The organism is Nocardia sp. NPDC059154 (genome assembly GCF_042755705.1).
Taxonomy (GTDB): Bacteria; Actinomycetota; Actinomycetes; order Mycobacteriales; family Mycobacteriaceae; genus Nocardia.
This window is the reverse complement of sequence record NZ_JBHZCS010000040.1, coordinates 73279-92174: the sequence shown is the minus strand read 5'-3', so window position 1 is coordinate 92174 and position 18896 is coordinate 73279. Positions and strand designations below refer to the sequence as shown.

Below are 18896 nucleotides of genomic sequence, written 5' to 3'. Positions count from 1 at the left end.
CGGTCCGATCCTCACCGCGGAACGCATTCGGCCCGCCTCCAACGAGTGGGGGCGGGCCGAATGGTTCAGTGCGCGGAGGCCGAGACCCCCGCAGTTCTCAGTTCTGAGTGACCGGTGCCGGAGCAGGGGTCGTGGTAGCTGCCCACTTCGTGGTGCCGTCCGGAGCCTGCAGCGTCTGCAGGAGGTCGATACCAGCGGCGACCAGAGTCGGGCCACCCGCGGCGATGGTGCCGAGGATGCCGCCGATGCCGGCGCCGGCCACCAGGCCCGGAACGCATCCGGCCACGATGGTCACGACGCAACCGATGAGCGCGCCGAGCGCGGTGCCCACGAAGCTGCCGATGCCGACGGCCAGGCCGAACTGGGTGGAGAAGTAGCTCATCGCCGACTGGTTCTCCGACGCCGAGGCGATCGGCTTGGCGGCGAGCACGGTGGTGCCGGGCTGGAAGTTGTCCGGCTTCTCCGGGACCACCTCGAGCACCTTGCCGTCGTCCTTGACCTCGGACTTCACCGGGATGTCGGTGCCGTCGGCGTCGAACTTCAGCGGGAAGGAGATGGCTGTCGCACCCTGCTGGTCCTTGACGTTCACCACCGTGACCTTCGGGTCCTCGGGCGTCGCCCCGTCCTGCTGGGCGAGCTCGAAGGTGCCGTTCTTCAGGGTGGAGACGATCGTCTTGCCGTCGACCAGCTTGGTGGAGTAGTTGATTCCAGCAGCCTGTGCGGGAGCGTCGTCGGCGTGGGCGGTCGTCATCCCGACGGTCATTGCGCCGATGACCAGGGCAGCAGCCGCAGTGGTACTGCGAAGCTTCATTCGGTTGGTATCCAATCCGTCATGAGGTATATCCGCTGTGCGCTTCTTCGCCACGCGAGGCCCGGCTTCCCTCGGGCCATGCCACGCGCTAGGACGAGTCCTCCCCGAGCATGTGAAGACGCGCACAGCTGTTGGACAGCGTGAGCCTAGTCGATCACCCTACGATTTGCGAGATCCGTTTCTTTCTGCTGGACACCGCGTTTCGCGAGTAAGCCTGCCCTTGGTTACCGCACCGATTTGCCGGGATTTACGGTGTGGGAAACCCTGGACAGCTAAGTTACCGACGGGTAACTTACCGTCCATTAGGATACGAGCAACTCGAGGCGGAACCAGGCTGCCTCGCAAGACGCTCGTAGAACCGTAAGAGAGGTCGCGACATGAATGCCCTGACAGTGACGCTGGGCACGATTGGGGCGGTGTTCACAGTCTTCTGTTGGGCATCGTTCATCGGAGGTGTGCGGAACATCGCGCGCACCGTCATGGTCGGGCAGTCCGCACCCGATCGCTGGCGGCCATTCTTCCCCCGTTTCAAGACCATGATCGTGGAATTCCTCGCGCACACGCGCATGAACAAATTCCGCACGGTCGGCTGGGCCCACTGGCTCGTCATGATCGGCTTCCTCGCCGGGTTCATCCTGTGGTTCGAGGCGTACGGCCAGATCTTCGACCCCGAATTCCACTGGCCCATCGTCGGATCCTGGGGCATCTACCACCTGGTGGACGAGATCCTCGGCATCGGCACGGTGATCGGCATTCTGGTGCTGATCGTCATCCGCCAGCTGAATCACCCGCGCGTGCCGCAGCGGCTGTCCCGGTTCAGCGGTTCCCGGTTCGCACCCGCGTACGTCATCGAGGCGATCGTCCTCGTCGAGGGCCTGGGCATGACCTTCGTGAAGGCCGGCAAGATCGCCACCTACCACGAATCCCACACCTGGAGCGATTTCTTCACCGAGCAGGTGGCCAAGCTGCTGCCCGACTCGGTGATCATGGTGTCGATCTTCGCGTTCATCAAGCTGGTCTCCGGCGCGACCTTCCTGCTGCTGGTCGGCCGCAATGTCACCTGGGGTGTGGCGTGGCACCGGTTCGCCGCCTTCCCGAACATCTATTTCAAGCGTGAGGCCGACGGTGACGTCGCTCTCGGTGCGGCCAAGCCGATGATGTCGAACGGTAAGCCGATCGAGATGGAGACCGCGGACCCGGACAACGACACCTTCGGCGTCGGCAAGTTCGAGGACTTCTCCTGGAAGGACATCCTCGACGTCACCACGTGTACCGAGTGTGGTCGTTGTCAGTCGCAGTGCCCGGCCTGGAATACCGGTAAGCCGTTGTCGCCGAAGTTGTTGATCATGTCGCTGCGTGATCATGGTTACGCGAAGGCCCCGTACCTGCTCGCTGGTGGCCGTAAGGACATGGGCGGCGAGGAGATCGGCCTGGTCGACGCCGACGGCAAGCCGGACGAGCGTGCGTTGGCCCGGGTCTCGGAGGCGGCGCGTGCGGAGGCGGAGCGTCCGCTGGTCGGTGGCGAGGATGTCAACGGCATCATCGATCCCGAGGTGTTGTGGTCGTGCACGACCTGTGGTGCGTGTGTGGAGCAGTGCCCGGTGGACATCGAACATGTCGATCACATCATCGATATGCGCCGTTACCAGGTGCTGATCGAGTCGGAGTTCCCTTCCGAGCTGGCGGGGTTGTTCAAGAATCTGGAGAACAAGGGCAACCCGTGGGGTCAGAACGCCAAGGACCGGCTGAACTGGATCTCGGAGGTGGACTTCGAGATCCCGGTGTTCGGTCGCGATGCGGATTCCTTCGACGGGTATGAGTATCTGTTCTGGGTCGGCTGCGCGGGTGCGTATGAGGATCGGGCGAAGAAGACGACCAAGGCCGTCGCGGAGTTGTTGGCGACGGCGGGTGTGAAGTTCATGGTGCTGGGTCAGGAGGAGACCTGTACCGGTGACTCGGCGCGTCGTGCGGGTAACGAGTTCTTGTTCCAGCAGTTGGCGATGCAGAACATCGAGTTGTTGAACTCGGTGTTCGACGGTGTGGAGCAGGCCAAGAAGAAGATCGTGGTCACGTGTGCGCACTGTTTCAACGCGCTCAACAACGAGTACCCGCAGGTCGGTGGCACCTATGAGGTGGTGCATCACACGCAGTTGCTGAACCGTCTGGTGCGGGGCAAGGCGTTGGTGCCGGTGTCGCCGGTGGCGCAGAACGTGACCTATCACGACCCGTGCTATCTGGGCCGGCACAACAAGATCTACAACGCGCCGCGTGAGTTGATGGAGGCCTCGGGTTCGACGTTGGTCGAGATGCCGCGTCACGCCGAGCGTTCCATGTGCTGTGGTGCGGGTGGTGCGCGGATGTGGATGGAAGAGCAGCTCGGTAAGCGCATCAACATCGACCGCGTCGATGAGGCCCTGGACACGCTCAAGGGCGGTAACGAGCCGTCGATGATCGCGACGGGTTGCCCGTTCTGCCGGGTGATGCTGACCGATGGTGTGACCGCCCGCAAGGACGGCGGCGAGGTCGGCCAGGGTGTCGAGGTCGTGGATGTGGCGCAGTTGATGCTGCAGTCCATCAACCGTGTCGAGGCCGCGACGCTGACCGAGAACCTGAAGGTTGTGCAGGCACCGAAGGTCGAAGAGCCCGAACCGGTTTCGGTGCCCGAGCCGGTCAAGGCCGAAGCCGCGGTGGCGGCTCCCACCGAGGCTGCGCCGAAGGCTGCTCCGGCCGGTGGCGGTCTGGGCATGAAGGGCGGCGCGAAGGCTCCCGGTGGTAAGGGTCTGGCCATGAAGGGCGGACTCAAGGCCCCGGGCGCGAAGGCCGCCGCCCCGGGCGCGAAGGCCGCCGCCCCGGCCGCCGCTCCGGCCGAGGCTGCACCTGCCGCCGAGGCCGCGTCCGAGGCGACCGCGGCTCCGGCACCGGTCAAGGGCCTGGGCATGAAGGGCGGCGCGAAGGCTCCCGGCAAGGGTTTGCAGATGAAGGGCGGTCTGAAGGCGCCGGGTGCGAAGGCTCCCGCCGCCGAATCCGCTTCCGCCGCTGCGGCTCCCACCGAGACCCCTGCCGCAGAGGTCGTTGCGGAGGCTCCGGCGGCTCCGGCTGCCAAGCCGGGCGGGCTGGCCATGAAGGGCGGGCTCAAGGCCCCCGGTGGCAAGGGTCTGCAGATGAAGGGCGCCGCCAAGGCGCCGGGCGCCAAGCCCGCCACCGCGGCCGAGACCGTGGAGGCCGCCGCCCCGGCCACCGCGGTTGCCGCCCCGGCCACCGAGGCTGCGGCTCCGGTCGCCGAGGCCAAGCCGTCCATCGCGCCCAAGGGTCTGGCCATGAAGTCCGGCCTCAAGCGCCCCGGCCCGAAGGCTCCCGGCGCTGCGGCCCCGGCCGCCGCTCCGGCTCCGGAAGCGCCTGCGGCTCCGTCGGATTCGGCTCCGGCCGAGGCCGCTCCGGCTCCGGCCGCCGAGCCCGCCGCTCCGGCCGCGACGGAGGGCAATGGCACCTCGGAGGGCAATGGCGCGGCCAAGCCGCCCGCCGCCAAGCCGGGTGGCCTCGGCTTCAAGTCGGGCATGAAGGCTCCGGGCCGGAAGAACTAGGCCCCGGCCCGAAACAGCGGGCAGCCGAACCTGATTGACGAGGGCGGCGCTACCAACCCGGTAGCGCCGCCTTCGTCGTTCCCGCCGCGTACCAGCCCGTTCGCGCCGATTCGCCGGGGCGCTGCGGCGGCAATTCACGGGCCATTCGCAGCCCGTTGGCTAATCTCAGGCAACATGAGGGGCCGGAGTTCGCCATACTGCAAGGTATGACGGATGCGCGGGCGGTGCGGGTCGAGATCGGGGTGGAGTCTCTGGACGGGGTCCGGATCGCCGAACAGGCGGGGGCCGCACGGGTGGAATTGTGTACGGGGCTCACGGTCGGGGGACTCACACCCGGGCCGGCGCTCATCGAGGCGGCGGTCGAGGCGGCGGGACATACCCAGGTGCACGTGCTGATCCGGCCGCGACCGGGCGATTTCCGCTACTCGGCCGACGAGGTGGCACTGATGCGCACCGATATCGAGCGGGTGCGGGCGGCGGGTGCGCACGGGGTGGTGATCGGAGTCCTCGACGAGGACGGCCATGTCGACCCGGCCGCCAATACCGAGCTGCTGGCCGTCGCGGACGAGCTGGAGGTCACCTTCCACCGCGCGTTCGATGTGTGCGCGGATCCGTATGCGGGTTTCGACCAATTGCTGGAGCTGGGCTTCACCCGGTTGCTCACCTCGGGGCGCCAGGAGTCGGTGCTCGACGGCGCGGCCCTGATCGGCCGGCTGGTGACGCTGGCCGACGGCCGCATCGACGTGATGGCCTGCGGCGGCCTGCGGGCCGACAATGCCCGCCGGGTGATCGAGCTGACCGGAACCCGCGATCTGCATGCGGCCGTGCGCATTCCGGTGCCCGGCCGCCCGCAGTCCGACTCCGAGGTCTCCTTCGCCGAATTCGGAGTGCCCAGTGGCTTCGATCATTTCGCCACGGACGCCGACGGCGTATCGGCGCTCTGTGAGGCGGCGCGGAACACACACTGACGGTCGCCGCCCAGAAATCAGGACCGGGAGTGCCGTCCGCCACGCGGCGGCTCGGGCGGCCATCCCTGATCATCGGAGAAGCCCTGATCCTGCTGCCACCCCTGATCCTGCTGCCGGGCCTGGCCCCGCGTTCCCGAATCCGACCACGGCTCGCTCGGATTGAACCACGACGAGGTCGTGTACTGCCGCTCCTCCGGCGGATTCGGATTCGGCTGCACCACACCGGTTCTCGGCACTGTCGGCGGCTCACTCCCACCGGACACACCGGGCTGGGCGCCGGTTCGCGCCACCGGCTGTTCCCCGGTCCACGAATCCCGCTGTTGTGCACCGGTTCTCGGCACGGCCTGTTGCTCCCCGCTGTACGGTCCGCTCTGCTGAGCACCTCGGCGCACCACAGGTTGCGATCCCGAGGCGTACTCGCCGGCACTACGCATCGCGGGCCGGGATCCGGTGCGCGGCCCACCCGCGCGGCGCGGCGTATTCCGTTGCGCCCCCGCACTTCGCGTCCGCTTGGCGCCCGCACCCGCGCGCACCTCGGCCGGCTTGGCACCCAGCGGCCGGGCCAGCAGTACCGCGATGGCGGTGGTGAGCGGCACCGACAGGGCCAGCGCGATGCCGCCGACCGCCGACCGCGCGATCTCGATGCCCACCGCGTCGCCGGTCAGCACGTCCCGCATGGGCCGTCCGGCCACGCTGAACAGCAGCAGCAGCGGCAGCGCCCCACCGGCGTAGGCGAGCACCAGGGTGTAGACGGTACTGGCGATATGGTCCCGGCCGACCCGCATGGCCGCGGAGAAGATGCTGCGGCGGTTGGCCTGCTGGTCCAGCGCCGCCAGCTCGAAGGCGGCCGAGGCCTGGGTGATGGTGACATCGTTGAGCACACCGAGCGAGCCGATGATGAATCCGGCCAGTAGCAGCCCGGTAATGCTCACGTGCTGGATGTAGGCGGCGACATTGGTGTTCTGCTCTTCGGACAACCCGGTGAGATGGGTGACCTTCAACGACACCCAGGACAGCACCGCCGCCAGCACCATCGAGGTCAGCGTCCCCAGCAATGCCGAACTGGTGCGCAGATTCACCCCGTGCGCCAGATACAACACGGAGTAGAGGATCACCGCCCCCGCGACCAACGCCACCGGTATCGCCGGCTTCCCGTCCAGCAGCGCCGGCAGCAGGAACATCACCAGCACCCCGAATGCGATGACGAGCCCGATCAACGCCCGCAACCCCCGCCACCGCGCCACCGCGATGATGACCACCGCGAAAACGATCCCGATGATGCTCAACGGCAACCCACGCGCGAAATCATCGAACGAGTACAGCGTCGCCCCACCCGGATCCTGCGGCGTCTTCGGCGCCGCCTGCGGCACAATCCGAATCTTGTCCCCCACACTCAAATTCGGCTGATCCGGCGTAGGCGAATTGACGAAGACCGTCCAACTGCCCTTGTCCGCCCCCGAATCGATCGAGATCACACTCCGCGCACACTGCCGCTGAGCCGCCGCGAGCAACTCCGGCTCGACAGTGAAAACCTTCCCGTTCGACACATCCCCACAGGGCCCGAGATCCTGCTTGACCACGGTCCCCGCCTCGGAGTGCACCGCACCCCCGCCCCCGTTCTGCATGGGCAACGGAATATCGATGTGCTGAGAACTAGGCCAAAGCCAAACCAGCCCAACAACCACCGCCACCCCGATCACCGCCAATAGCGCGACAACGACACGGCCCGCATTCGTCCCAATAGCAATGGGTCCGGAGTGGTCATGATGATGGTGATGAGAGTGCTGGTGATCGCTCACCCGCAGAGCCTAAACGAAAACCATTCCTGACATGCTGAGAGGTTCGCCCCGCCCGTCAAACGAAGGTTTCTTCCCGATCCCCAAGGCGACAACTGATTTCGCAACGTTCGGGGTAACTCACCGGGTACCCCCAAAATCATCTCGGCTTCCAACGCAGGCACGGATGCGAAACCGACAACGGCTCCAAGCTGTCCGCTAAACACTCGGGGAGGCGGGGGAGCGGGAGGGGCGGCGGAGAGCAGGGGGATGTCTCCGCCGCCCGGGTCAGCGGCCCAGGGGGGGTAGGCCGGCTAACCAGGGCCGGACGGCCCAGGGGGGGTAGGCGGTCCGGCCGGGCACCTGAGTGCCGAGGACCACTGTACACAAAAGACGGTTCTTTGCGCTAGCTAAGTCTCTAAAAACCCAACTTTTTCGTACCAGCGGTTTGTTTTAGCCAGGGTCTCACCCGCGCCATCCACCCCGAGCAGGAGTGTCCACGGGCGGACAAGACCGAATAACCGCAGGTCAGACCAGGTGTTCGCGAAGGCGCGCCGGTACCCCACCGTACCCCGCGCGTACTCGGTGGTCGAGAATTTCCGGCTGGAATTACTGGCGATAGCTCGCGAGGAAGTTCCCGAATCGCTCGATGGCGACCGAGAGATCGCGGGCCCAGGGCAGCGTGACGATGCGCAAGTGGTCATGGTGCGGCCAGTTGAACCCTGTCCCCTGCACCATCAGGATCTTCTCCTGCAGCAGCAGATCCAGCACCAGCTTCGAATCGTCGTGGATCTCATGGACTTCCGGGTCCAGCCGCGGGAACGCGTACAGCGCGCCGGTGGGCTTCACGCACGAGACGCCCGGAATGGTATTGAGCTTCTCCCAGGCCACATCCCGCTGCTCGAGCAGCCGCCCGCCCGGCAGCACCAGATCGTCGATGCTCTGATGTCCGCCCAGCGCCACCTGAATGGCATGCTGCGCGGGCACATTCGGGCACAGTCGGGTGGAGGCCAGCAGGTCGATGCCCTCCAGGAAGCCGCCCGCGTGATCCTTGGGACCGGTGATGACCAGCCAGCCCGAGCGGTAGCCCGCCACCCGGTACGCCTTGGACAGGCCGTTGAAGGTGAGGCACAGCAGGTCCGGGGCGAGCGTCGCCAGCGAGACGTGCTTGGCGCCGTCGTAGAGGATCTTGTCGTAGATCTCGTCGGCCAGCAGCAGCAGCTGATGTTTGCGGGCCAGGTCCACCACCTGCTGCAGCACCTCGGCGGAGTACACCGCGCCGGTGGGGTTGTTGGGGTTGATCACGACAATCGCCTTGGTCTTGTCGGTGATCTTGGATTCCATGTCGGCGATGTCCGGCTGCCAGCCATTGGACTCGTCGCACAGGTAGTGCACCGGGGTGCCGCCCGCGAGCGAGGTCATGGCCGTCCACAGCGGATAGTCCGGCGCGGGGATGAGCACCTCGTCGCCATTGTCGAGCAGCGCCTGCATGACGATGGTGATCAGCTCGGAGACGCCGTTGCCCAGGTAGACGTCGTCCACATCGAATTCCGGGAAGCCGGGCACCAATTCGTAGCGGGTGAAGATGGCCCGCCGCGCCGGCAGGATGCCCTTCGACTCCGAGTAGCCCTGCGCGTAGGGCAGCGCCGCGATCATGTCGCGCATGATGACGTCGGGTGCGTCGAATCCGAACGGCGCGGGATTGCCGATGTTCAGCTTCAGAATCCGGTGCCCCTCGGCCTCCAACCGTGCCGCGTGTGCGTGTACCGGACCCCGGATCTCGTAGAGCACGTTCTGGAGTTTGGTGGACTGTTCCAGGACGCGGGGGGACCGATGCGGAAGGTGACTCGATGGGCTCACCCCGTTAATGGTGCCATTCGCCCGCAACCAGGTTTCTTCGTGTCCAGCACAGGACTACCGGACGGTAGCGGGGCGGCTACCTCGAGGTATCGGGCGGCAGCACGCTGCGGGCGGCGGTGGAGCCGCAGAAGTCCTCGATCCTCTCGTCCAGGTCCTGCGCTTCACCGGCGTCCCGGAACTCCGGGCCGGCCAGCCGCTGGCGCACCGCGCTGAGCCGTTCCTCCAACTGCGCGATCCGCTTGTCCTCGTCCAGTTCCAGCACCGGCTCCAGGGCGGCAGCGGCGCCGTCGAGGCTGCCGTTGATCAGGTGGGCGGCCGCATTGTCCACCCGGGCCAGCGACTCCGCGCCGTAGGAGCGCTTGTCGGTCGGGCCGTTCACGTACAGGTCGATGGCCCGGCTGGTGGCGTCCAGGGCGGGCTCGGCCTGGCCCAGATGGATATAGGTGGCGCCGGCGTAGTAGTGGCTCTTGGGCTGGTCGAACCCGAACACGCCGCCGACGTCGTCGTGCAGGTTGTCGCTGGATTCGCTGTCGCGGGCGTCGTCGGCGGCGCGGATGCAGCGCTCGGTGTCGGCGGTGCTGCCCAGCCGCGACCAGATGCGGGCCTCGATGTTCAGCAGCCGCACCCGCGAGGTCGCGGATTCGGCGTAGCGCTGGCCGCTCTGGGCCAGCAGGACCGCGCGGCGCGGCCGCTCGGACCGGTACTCGATGAGCGCCTGCATGCCGCGGGTCCAGGCGCGCAGCGGATCGTGCTCGCACAGTTCGGCGTAAGCCCAAGCGGCCCTTGCCTGTTCACCGGCCGCGTCGAAATAGCCCAGATCCGTACTGGCATTCGCCAGCAGACCGGACAGGGTGCCCGCCAAAAGGTACAGGTGCGCCGTATCGGACGGACGCTGATGGCCTTCCAGCAACCGGTAGACCCGACGCCGCACCCGCAGCATCTCCACCATCATCGGCACCGGCGGCATGTGTACGTAATCGTTGGCGATGCGCGTGACATCCGCATCGAGCTGTTCCAGCAGGGTCGCACCCACATTGGTGCCCTCGGCCCTCCCCGCGTGCTCGCTTGCTTCGTGAGCAGCCGCCATGATCAGATCCCTCTCCGAAATCGCCGCTAACGCATCGCCCCTCATCGCACCCGTATCGACGAGTGCCAGCAGTTCCGCGTCGCTGGAATAACTGGCCTGCGCCGGCATCCCGCTCCGAAACTCGGAACCGCCTTGGCGCACATCGAAACCGGGAACGGCGGGGCGGTCGATCAAGGGCTGGTCGATCAAGGCCGCGAACCGTGCCCGCACAACATCGTCGGACCTGGCAAGGGAAGTATCGAGGGCGGCCTGATTGATGGGGCGGGGATGCACCCGATCGCCCCCGGCCTCCCATTTCGAGACCAGTCGTTCGTGCACACCCAGGTGGGCGGCGAACTCCCGGATACTCATGCGTTTGGCATCGCGGAGGGCCCGGGCCTCTTTGCCTGACCAGTGCCGGACCACGGTGCCATCCCTTCCGAACGAACTCCGAACTCCAGGGTACGAGCGGAAAGTGGCCGCGACCACATCCGAAACCTTCTCGGTACCAGGCGTTATACGCACCGGTAATAGTGGCGGCGGAAAGGCAGCGGAATGCGGGTGTACGGGCGTTCTCACCGTGGCACCCGGCAGGCGACCCTGGTGACCGGGGGAAGGAGGCGGGGACGTGAACGCGGACAGGCTCAGAACAGTCGAAGACTGGGTTTCCTACTACCGGCACGAGTTCGGGCTGCCGGTCATCGAACGCGGCGGATTCGTCATGCTTCCCGTCACCGCGCAGATCGGGGTGCTACACCTACCGGTCGCGCGGGCCGAAATGGTGCGCGGCGCACTGCAACAGCAACGCTGCGGCGGGCCCATGCTGGCCCGGCAGATTCGCTGGAGCTTTCTGGCCGAACCGGATTCGCGGCCCGGCGACCAGATCATGATGGCGCTCAACCGGCTCGATATCGGCATTCCGGCCATCGGCAGCGCGGTCATGCTCCCCACCGGCCTCGGCCGCTGGACGCGCGAGGGCTGCCACTGGGTGACGCCACCCGCACGTGATTCCGAACTCCCACCCCTGTCGGCGATCATCACGACAGCTCTGGCGGTGGGAGCGGAAAGCGAGGACTGAACGCAGCCGGTCCTCGCACCACCGAGTCCGCCCCTCCTGGCAGTCGACGGGGCGGACTCGGCTCTTTTCGATGAGTCTGACCCACAACGGCTTTCGGGCTCGACGGGGAGCGAAGGACGTCAGCGCGCCTGCTGGGGCGGGGCCGGGGGGAAGAGCGGGGGGAGGGTGGGAACGACCACGGGTGGGAGGCCCGGGATGATCGTGATGGTGTTCGGGCCGGGCGTGGTGGTGGGCGCCTCGGTGGTGGTGGTGTAGATGTGAGGCTGAGGTGCGGCCAGGGACTCGTTGGTGGCGTCGGTGGTGGTGGGCGACGCGGCCGCGGGTTCGGTGGCGGGGCGGGTGGTGCTGGCCGGGACCGAGCTGGTGACGGCGTCCTGGCGCTGCGAATCATGGGTCAGGACTTGGGATCCCCAGCCGAGGGTGATGCCGATGGCGGCCACCACGACGAGCGCGCCGACGGCGACGCCGGCCAGGCTGACCTCACGGCGGCGGCCGAATTTCTCCGCCGCACCCGGGTGGGCCGGCCAGGACTGGCTGGGCTCCGAGGGTGTGGGTACGGCGTCCTCGCGCGGGGCGGTGGGGAACGGCGCGGGTGCAGGCCGGTGCAGGACCGGGCGGGCCAGCATGGCCGCGCCGCGGGTGACCACGGTGTCGGGGGCGGCCGGGACGATGACGGGGACGCCCAGCCAGCGTCGCAAAACCTTTGCCACCAGCGGAATCTGGGCGCAGCCGCCGAGCAGGGCGACCGCCTGCACCGGCTGCTCGGAGCGCAGGATGACATCGCGCGTCATGCGTGCGGAGGATTCGACGGCCAGCATGATGAGGGCCTCGAAGTTCTCCTGCGACAGCAGCACCAGGCCCTCGGTGGAGGGCAGTGCCACCGCGCTGCTGCTGGAGAGCTGCTCCTTGGCCTCGCGGCAGAGCTTGTCGAGCGCGATGAGCCCGGTGTGGTCCGGCGGATGTGCGATTCGCCCGGAGGCGATCTGCTGTTCGCGGATCAGCGCGTCGAGGTAGTCGCCGCTGATATCGCTGGTGCGTTCGCTGAAGCAGACCTGCCGGGTGCCGGTATCGACGACCGTCACCGACAACCCGGACGCGCCTAGGTCATAGAGCGCGACGGTGCCGAAACCCTGCAGCTCCCCGGAGTATTCGAGGAATTCCAGCGCCGCCACCACGTCGGGCACCAGCTCGTAATTGGTGAACTGCCGCCGCGCCAGCTCGGCCCGGATGGCCCGCGCGTGATTCTCGTCCCGGTAGGCGATGGCGGTGGCGCTGATCCGCGAATCCGCGGCGAGCACCGCCCCGACCGCGTCGGCGACCAGCTCGTCGACCCGGCGTTCGCCGACCGGCACCGCCTGCACATCGAACGCGTCCGGCGGGCCGTCGAATCCGCTGCGGGCCCGGGCGTATCGCTGCTGCGGGGGCGCGCCGAAATTGCGTGCGGCCTGTTCGGCGGAATCGCCGGTGAACGGACGTGCGACGCGAACCGCGCCCGCCCCCACCGAAACTCCCAGAACCGAACTCATCCGCTGCCCATCTCGTCGACACACACCCGTCGTCGCCACCTTACGACGTACCGGGCCATCCGTACACCCGCGTACCCGCCCATCGGACGGCGTATTCGCGCCACGGACGACGGTCAACTGTCCAGGCAGCGGCCGAATTACGCCGAGCGCCGGGTCGAAACCGCTACCCCGTAATGCAACTCACTTGGACACGGGAAAATTCAGATAGGCCCGCGACGGTGTCGGCCCCCGCTGACCCTGATATTTCGAGCCCGCCGCGGCACTGCCGTACGGGTGCTCGGCCGGACTGGTGAGCCGGATAAGACACAGCTGCCCGATTTTCATGCCGGGCCACAGGGTGATCGGCAGGTTCGCCACATTCGACAGTTCCAGCGTGATGTGCCCGCTGAATCCGGGATCGATGAAGCCCGCGGTGGAGTGGGTCAGCAGGCCCAGGCGGCCCAGGCTGGACTTGCCCTCCAGCCGGCCGGCCAGATCGTCGGGCAGCGAGCACACCTCGAGCGTGGAGCCGAGCACGAATTCGCCGGGATGCAGCACGAACGGCTCCCCCGCGGCGGGTTCCACCAGGGTGGTCAGCTCGTCCTGCCGCTGCGCCGGATCGATATGCGTGTAGCGGGTGTTGTTGAACACCCGGAAGAGACTGTCCAGCCGCACATCGATACTCGACGGCTGCACCAGCTTCTCGTCGAACGGCTCGACCCCGAGACGTCCATTGGCGATTTCCTTACGGATGTCGCGATCACTAAGCAGCACTGTGCCATTTTGCCCTCCGCTTCGCTCCGGGCGGTTCGCGGCCCCCAAGGTCTCGTTCTTCCCTCCCTCCGCTCCTCCGCTGCGCTCCGTCGCTCCGCTCAGTCCAGAACGAGACGGGCCGCGAACTTTCAGTACTCTACCGGCGGGTTTTCCTGCGTGGACACCTCGATGACCTGTTTCGGTTTACGCAGTCCCCAGGTGGCGTGGGCCTCGGCGCGCATGCGGGGGACCATGTGCGGGTAATGCAGTTCGAATGCCGGGCGCTCGGAGCGGATGCGCGGCAGTTCGTAGAAGTTGTGCCGGGGTGGTGGGCAGGTGGTGGCCCATTCCAGGGAATTGCCGTAACCCCACGGGTCGTCGACGGTCACCACTTCGCCGTAGCGGTAGCTCTTGAAGACATTCCACACGAACGTGACCATCGAGAATCCGAGGATGAACGAGCCGATGGTGGAAATGGTATTGAGCGTGGTGAATCCGTCGCTCGGCAGGTAATCCGCGTAGCGGCGCGGCATGCCCTGGTTACCCAGCCAGTGCTGCACCAGGAACGTGGTGTGGAAACCCAGGAACGTGGTCCAGAAATGCAGTTTCCCGAGCCGTTCGTCCAGCAGCCGCCCGGTCATCTTGGGGAACCAGAAGTAGATGCCGGCGAAGGTGGCGAACACGATGGTGCCGAACAGCACGTAATGGAAATGCGCCACAACGAAATACGTGTCCGAGACGTGGAAGTCCAGCGGCGGCGAGGCCAGGATGACGCCCGAGAGCCCGCCGAACAGGAATGTCACCAGGAAGCCCACCGAGAACAGCATGGGTGTCTCGAAGGTCAGCTGCCCGCGCCACATGGTGCCGACCCAGTTGAAGAACTTCACCCCCGTCGGCACCGCGATGAGGAAGGTCATGAACGAGAAGAACGGCAGCAGCACCGATCCCGTCGCGTACATGTGGTGTGCCCACACCGCGATGGACAGCGCGCCGATGGCCAGCGTCGCGTACACCAGCGTGGTGTAGCCGAACAGCGGTTTGCGGCTGAAAACCGGGAAGATCTCGGTCACGATGCCGAAGAACGGCAGCGCCACGATATAGACCTCGGGATGCCCGAAGAACCAGAACAGATGCTGGTAGAGGATGACCCCGCCATTGGCCGAGTCGTAGATGTGCCCGCCCAGGTGCCGGTCCACCTCCAGGCCCATGAGCGCCGCGGTGAGGATCGGAAACGCCAGCAGCACAAGCACACTCGTGACCAGGATGTTCCAGGTGAAGATGGGCATGCGCCACATGGTCATGCCGGGGCAGCGCAGGCAGATGACCGTGGTGATCATATTGACCCCGCCCAGGATGGTGCCGACGCCGGACACCGCCACGCCCATGATCCACAGGTCCGCGCCCACGCCCGGCGCGTGTTCGGCCAGGCTGAGCGGGGTGTAGGCGGTCCAGCCGAAGTCCGCCGCGCCGCCCGGCGTGATGAATCCGGCGGTCGCCATGGTGGCCCCGAACAGGTAGAGCCAGTAGCTGAGCGCGTTCAACCGCGGAAAGGCGACATCCGGCGCGCCGATCTGGAGCGGCAGCACCGCATTGGCGAATCCGAAGACGATGGGCGTCGCATAGAACAGCAGCATGATGGTGCCGTGCATGGTGAACAGCTGGTTGAACTGTTCCGGCGTCAGGAACTGCATGCCCGGCCGCGCCAGCTCCGTCCGCATCAGCAGCGCCATCAGGCCGCCGACCAGGAAGAACGCCATGGCGGTGAACAGGTACATGTTCCCGAGCATTTTGGGATCGGTGGTGGTGATGGCCTTCCACAGATACGACCCCTGGGGCCCCATCCGCCGTGGAAATGGCCGCACGGGTTCGAGCTCGGGAACTTCACGAGCGGGCACCGCGGTCATACGTCCTCCTCGACCGCCGAGCAGGAGCACCGAGCGCACGCTTCAGCTAACGTTCAGCGCATCCAAACTTCCTGTGGTGGACGGGTTTTCGACCCTGCGGGCCAGTCTACGACCGCCCGTAGGCGGAACCAGCTGCTTCTGCGAAAGAGCTCCGCGATCTTCGGCGCGTCGCCCCTGACACGGGGAACCCGGGGGCCGGACACACCTGCGCTCACTCGCCCGCGACCTGCGAGGAGATCCGAGAATTTGCACCGGGTGAGAAGTGGTCTGATAGAGTCGCGTGCGCAAGCAGGACCGCGCCGGTGTGGTGTAGTGGCAACACGCTACCTTCCCAAGGTCGAATTGCGGGTTCGATTCCCGTCACCGGCTCCATGTGAAAGGCCCCCGTCCGACGGACGGGGGCCTTTTGCATGTCACAGCAGGACTTTCCGCATGTCATCGCGCTACTTGACGCACTCCGTGGCGATTCGCTTGGTGGCCTTGCCCGCCTTGATCAGATCCTCGGTGCCGAGGCTGACCTTGGCCGGGTTGGTGCCGTTGGCGCTGTCGATGATCTTCTGGATGCCGCTGTCCGACAGGCCTTCCTGAAGGTAGATATTGGCGACACAGTCCGCGGTCGGCTGACTGAGTTTGCCCTTGTCCTGCAAGGCTTTCGAGATCTGCTCGGCGGTCAGCGCGCTGCCGCCCGGGCTGGTGGTCGCCCCCGCCGAGGTGGTGGGCGCGCCGGACACGCTGGTCGCGGCCGCCGAGGTGGCCGTCACCGCGGTCGTGGTGGCGGGGGTGGCCGATTGCTGGTCATTGCTGCACGCGGACAGCAGCGGCAGCGCCAGCAGCGCCACCACGACAACGAATTTCCGCATTTGTGATCCCTCCCGGACGCCGGGCCGATCCCGGTCGATGCTGAGATTGCACACCGGCACCCGGGAGTTAACAAGCGGAGATCGAAAACCGCGGGCCACCAAGGCCCCTGGCGATCGCGCTACCGCGGTGACGGGGGCGCTACTGCGCCGACTGCATGCAGGCGGTCACGATCTTGGTGGCCGCGGCCTGCGCCTTGTCCGTGTCGTCCTTGCTCATGCCGGCCGACTCCATGTCCGTCACATTGCCGGACTTGGCGTCGTTCTTGATCATGCGACGCAGTCCGTCCTGCGAAATACCCTGGTCCACGAAGACTTTCGCGGCGCAGTCGGCGAACTTGGCTTCGAGACCACCGGCCTGCAGGGATTTGGACACATCAGCCTGGGTGACATCGGCGGGCTTGTCGCCGCTGCCGCCGCACGCGGCCAGCAGGGGAAGCGCGACGAGCGCGGCGGCCAACAAGGAAATGCGCACTGGTGCCTCTACTCTCGAGGTTCGACGGGAGAACTGCCGCAGGCACCCTCTCACAGATCCATGGCGGCGCGCAGCGCTGTGTCGATTCGCTCGGCCGTTTCGCTGTCGACTTCGGCGATGCGACGCTCCAACCAGCCCCGATAGATGCGGCCCAGATTGCCGGCGTGGACCCAGCCGTGGCCGGGAATGGGCACGGCCAGGATGTCCCGGGGATCCCCGGTCTCGACCTCGGCGGCGATCAGCCAGGGGCGCGGCGACTCGTTGATGCCGTCGCTCGAGATGAGGATGATGGTGCGGGTTCGGGTGGTGCCGTGCGGGTGGTAGACCCAGAGTTCACCCCTGCGCACGCAGCTCCTTTTCGGCGGCGAGCTGTTCCGCCTCGTCGGCCGCGGCGAGTTCGACCGGGTCCGGCACCGGGCCGCACCCCAGCCGCACGGCTTCGCGGCGCGCGGCGCGGGAAATCCACGCCGACGGCGACATGCCTGCGCGGGCGGCGGCGTCCTGTGCATAGGACCAGGCCGCCTCGTCCAGCGACAGTGTCACTTTCCGGGTTGCCATACCTTTTATCGTACCGCCGGAGCGGAATTTTCCCGCCTGTTGGCGACACGTCAACGACTGTAGGGTGAGACTCGCAGGGGATCAGGACAGGGGAGAGTCGCGCATGACGAAGTTGAACCACCACCGGACCGGCAGCGGCGACCCCCTCGTGCTCGTGCACGGCGTCGGCAGCCGCTGGCAGGTGTGGGAGCCGATCATCGGCGCCCTGGCCGAATCCTTCGATGTGGTCGCGGTGGACCTGCCCGGATTCGGCGAGAGCGCACCGATCGAGCACACCACCGTCTCCACCCTCGCCGATGCCCTGGTCGATTTCCTCGCCGCCGAGGGCATCGAGAATCCGCATCTGGCAGGCAATTCCATGGGCGGCGGCATCGTGCTGGACCTGGCCGCGCGGGGCCTGGCGCGCTCGGTCACCGCCTACTCCCCCATCGCGTTCTGGGACACCGCGGGCCGCGTTTGGTGCCAGCAGGCGCTGGGTCGCGCCAAACAGCTCTCCAGGGTGCTGCATCCGGCCGTGCCCGCGGTGCTCGGAAACATCGTCGGCCGTTCCACTTTCCTCGGGCTGGTGTTCGGCAAGCCCTGGGCGATCGACGCCCAGGTGGCCGTGGACACCGTCGAGGGCCTGCTCGGCGCGGCGGGCTTCGATGCCGCGCTGGCCTCCTTCACCGACTTCCGGCTCCCCGACCGCACCGCCCTCGGCGACATCCCGATCACCATCGCCTGGGGCAACCGTGACATTCTGCTCACGTACGCCACGCAGTCCCGGCGCGCCCGCGCGGAACTGCCCGGCGCGCGGCACGTCACCCTGCACGGCAGCGGCCATACGCCCTTCTTCGACGATCCGGCCGGCTGTGCGCGCCTGCTCCTGGACCAGCTCGGATAAGGAAAGACCGTGAGCCACAACGTTTCCCTCACCTTCGACGGCGACCGGGCGTACGTGGCCCTGGACCGGCCGGACAAGCACAACGGCCTGACCATCGACATGCTGAACGAGCTGGTCCGGGTCGCCGGGATCATCGGGAAGCGCTCCGACATTCGCGCCGTAATCCTGTCGGGCAACGGACCCAGCTTCAGCTCCGGTCTGGATATCGCCAAGGCCATGGGCAACCCGCTGGACGTGGTGCGCAACTTCGTCCCGCTGCCCTGGCGCGGCACCAATACCTTCCAGGAGGCCTGCTGGGCCTGGCGGCGACTGCCGCAGCCGGTGATCGCCGTGGTGCACGGGCGCTGCTACGGCGGCGGACTACAGATCGCGCTGGCCGCCGACTTCCGGTTCGTCACACCGGATTCGGAGTTCGCGGTCATGGAGGCCAAGCACGGGCTGATCCCGGACATGACCGGCGCGGCCACCCTGTCCCGGCTCATCGGCCTCGACCAGGCGCTGCTGCTCACCATGACCGCCGATCCGGTCGACGCCGCCTACGCCGCGCGCATCGGCCTGGTCACCGAGGTCACCGCCGACCCGCGCGCGGCCGCCGAGAAACTGGCCGACCGCATCGCCGCCCGCTCCCCGCAGGCGGTGGCGAGCGCCAAGAAACTGTTCGACCGCTCCTGGCACGCGTCGGTGCGCCGGACCCTGGCCGTGGAACGCGCCACGCAGCTGCCGCTCATCCTGAAGCAGGCGCTCGAGCATGGTAGGAATGGAAAGTAAGCCAATTCACGGCAAATAAACCGGTTTGCAAGCCCCGAATTTCGGGTATGGCTG

At 67.0% G+C, this 18896-nt stretch carries 15 protein-coding genes, 1 tRNA gene and 1 pseudogene; 6 read left to right on the top strand and 11 right to left on the bottom strand.

Annotated features, from left to right (window positions below; translation table 11 throughout):
• Positions 1 to 97: 97 nt before the first annotated feature.
• Positions 98 to 811 (bottom strand): hypothetical protein, encoded by a 714-nt coding sequence (locus tag ACFXN1_RS30645; protein ID WP_379443701.1) that lies wholly within the window; start codon positions 809 to 811, stop codon positions 98 to 100.
• Between the two features lie 377 nt (positions 812 to 1188).
• Between ACFXN1_RS30645 and ACFXN1_RS30640 the strand changes: the two genes are divergently transcribed.
• Both ACFXN1_RS30640 and ACFXN1_RS30635 read left to right on the top strand, forming a co-directional pair.
• Positions 1189 to 4392, top strand: a complete 3204-nt coding sequence (locus ACFXN1_RS30640; protein ID WP_379463724.1) for a (Fe-S)-binding protein — start codon at positions 1189 to 1191, stop codon at positions 4390 to 4392.
• Between the two features lie 206 nt (positions 4393 to 4598).
• Entirely contained in the window at positions 4599 to 5360 is a 762-nt protein-coding gene (locus ACFXN1_RS30635) for a copper homeostasis protein CutC (protein WP_379441308.1), read from the top strand.
• 506 nt (positions 5361 to 5866) lie between these two features.
• Here ACFXN1_RS30635 and ACFXN1_RS30630 read toward each other — a convergent pair.
• The 3 genes and pseudogenes from ACFXN1_RS30630 to ACFXN1_RS30620 all read right to left on the bottom strand — a co-directional run.
• A pseudogene (locus ACFXN1_RS30630) lies at positions 5867 to 7159 on the bottom strand (YibE/F family protein); the annotation flags it as partial.
• A gap of 585 nt (positions 7160 to 7744) precedes the next feature.
• Positions 7745 to 9004 carry a pyridoxal phosphate-dependent aminotransferase gene (locus ACFXN1_RS30625; RefSeq protein ID WP_379390644.1) on the bottom strand — a complete coding sequence of 420 codons (1260 nt, stop codon included), beginning with the start codon at positions 9002 to 9004 and terminating at the stop codon, positions 7745 to 7747.
• Between the two features lie 67 nt (positions 9005 to 9071).
• Positions 9072 to 10433, bottom strand: coding sequence for an XRE family transcriptional regulator (locus tag ACFXN1_RS30620; RefSeq protein ID WP_379441306.1), 1362 nt, complete (start codon positions 10431 to 10433; stop codon positions 9072 to 9074).
• 256 nt (positions 10434 to 10689) lie between these two features.
• On the opposite strand from ACFXN1_RS30620, the gene ACFXN1_RS30615 reads away from it, so the two are divergent.
• Positions 10690 to 11139 carry a hypothetical protein gene (locus tag ACFXN1_RS30615; RefSeq protein ID WP_379404276.1) on the top strand — a complete coding sequence of 150 codons (450 nt, stop codon included), beginning with the start codon at positions 10690 to 10692 and terminating at the stop codon, positions 11137 to 11139.
• A gap of 119 nt (positions 11140 to 11258) precedes the next feature.
• On the opposite strand, the gene ACFXN1_RS30610 is transcribed toward ACFXN1_RS30615, so the two are convergent.
• From ACFXN1_RS30610 to ctaD, 3 genes are all read right to left on the bottom strand, one after another.
• Positions 11259 to 12665 (bottom strand): Hsp70 family protein, encoded by a 1407-nt coding sequence (locus tag ACFXN1_RS30610; protein WP_379441305.1) that lies wholly within the window; start codon positions 12663 to 12665, stop codon positions 11259 to 11261.
• Positions 12666 to 12845: 180 nt separating this feature from the next.
• Positions 12846 to 13418, bottom strand: a complete 573-nt coding sequence (gene dcd / locus ACFXN1_RS30605; RefSeq protein ID WP_379404272.1) for a dCTP deaminase — start codon at positions 13416 to 13418, stop codon at positions 12846 to 12848.
• A gap of 128 nt (positions 13419 to 13546) precedes the next feature.
• A complete protein-coding gene (gene ctaD / locus ACFXN1_RS30600) occupies positions 13547 to 15301 on the bottom strand; it encodes a cytochrome c oxidase subunit I (protein ID WP_379441303.1) in 1755 nt (584 codons plus the stop codon).
• A gap of 298 nt (positions 15302 to 15599) precedes the next feature.
• On the opposite strand from ctaD, the gene ACFXN1_RS30595 reads away from it, so the two are divergent.
• Positions 15600 to 15673, top strand: a tRNA-Gly gene (locus ACFXN1_RS30595).
• Positions 15674 to 15744: 71 nt separating this feature from the next.
• Here the strand turns inward: ACFXN1_RS30595 and ACFXN1_RS30590 are convergent.
• The 4 genes from ACFXN1_RS30590 to ACFXN1_RS30575 all read right to left on the bottom strand — a co-directional run bounded on the left by ACFXN1_RS30590 (position 15745) and on the right by ACFXN1_RS30575 (position 17191).
• On the bottom strand, positions 15745 to 16161 hold the full coding sequence (locus ACFXN1_RS30590) for a hypothetical protein (RefSeq protein ID WP_379404268.1): 417 nt from the start codon (positions 16159 to 16161) through the stop codon (positions 15745 to 15747).
• Between the two features lie 139 nt (positions 16162 to 16300).
• Positions 16301 to 16633: a hypothetical protein gene (locus ACFXN1_RS30585; RefSeq protein WP_354841288.1), complete on the bottom strand. Its 333-nt coding sequence runs from the start codon at positions 16631 to 16633 to the stop codon at positions 16301 to 16303.
• 50 nt (positions 16634 to 16683) lie between these two features.
• Positions 16684 to 16980, bottom strand: a complete 297-nt coding sequence (locus ACFXN1_RS30580; RefSeq protein ID WP_379441302.1) for a hypothetical protein — start codon at positions 16978 to 16980, stop codon at positions 16684 to 16686.
• Positions 16967 to 17191, bottom strand: coding sequence for a hypothetical protein (locus ACFXN1_RS30575; protein WP_379404266.1), 225 nt, complete (start codon positions 17189 to 17191; stop codon positions 16967 to 16969). The genes ACFXN1_RS30580 and ACFXN1_RS30575 overlap by 14 nt, the downstream gene beginning before the upstream one ends.
• A gap of 103 nt (positions 17192 to 17294) precedes the next feature.
• Here ACFXN1_RS30575 and ACFXN1_RS30570 point away from each other — a divergent pair, with 103 nt between their 5' ends.
• Both ACFXN1_RS30570 and ACFXN1_RS30565 read left to right on the top strand, forming a co-directional pair.
• Positions 17295 to 18074, top strand: coding sequence for an alpha/beta fold hydrolase (locus ACFXN1_RS30570; protein ID WP_379441301.1), 780 nt, complete (start codon positions 17295 to 17297; stop codon positions 18072 to 18074).
• Positions 18075 to 18083: 9 nt separating this feature from the next.
• Positions 18084 to 18842, top strand: a complete 759-nt coding sequence (locus ACFXN1_RS30565; protein WP_379404262.1) for a crotonase/enoyl-CoA hydratase family protein — start codon at positions 18084 to 18086, stop codon at positions 18840 to 18842.
• The last annotated feature ends 54 nt before the right edge of the window (positions 18843 to 18896 follow it).

Coding starts and splice junctions, on each gene's coding strand:
- ACFXN1_RS30570 (WP_379441301.1), top strand. CDS start 17,295: ATGACGAAGTTGAACCACCACCGGACCGGCAGCGGCGACCCCCTCGTG.
- ACFXN1_RS30635 (WP_379441308.1), top strand. CDS start 4,599: ATGACGGATGCGCGGGCGGTGCGGGTCGAGATCGGGGTGGAGTCTCTG.
- ctaD (WP_379441303.1), bottom strand. CDS start 15,301: ATGACCGCGGTGCCCGCTCGTGAAGTTCCCGAGCTCGAACCCGTGCGG.
- ACFXN1_RS30590 (WP_379404268.1), bottom strand. CDS start 16,161: ATGCGGAAATTCGTTGTCGTGGTGGCGCTGCTGGCGCTGCCGCTGCTG.
- ACFXN1_RS30575 (WP_379404266.1), bottom strand. CDS start 17,191: ATGGCAACCCGGAAAGTGACACTGTCGCTGGACGAGGCGGCCTGGTCC.
- ACFXN1_RS30645 (WP_379443701.1), bottom strand. CDS start 811: ATGAAGCTTCGCAGTACCACTGCGGCTGCTGCCCTGGTCATCGGCGCA.
- ACFXN1_RS30620 (WP_379441306.1), bottom strand. CDS start 10,433: ATGAGTATCCGGGAGTTCGCCGCCCACCTGGGTGTGCACGAACGACTG.
- ACFXN1_RS30640 (WP_379463724.1), top strand. CDS start 1,189: ATGAATGCCCTGACAGTGACGCTGGGCACGATTGGGGCGGTGTTCACA.
- ACFXN1_RS30610 (WP_379441305.1), bottom strand. CDS start 12,665: ATGAGTTCGGTTCTGGGAGTTTCGGTGGGGGCGGGCGCGGTTCGCGTC.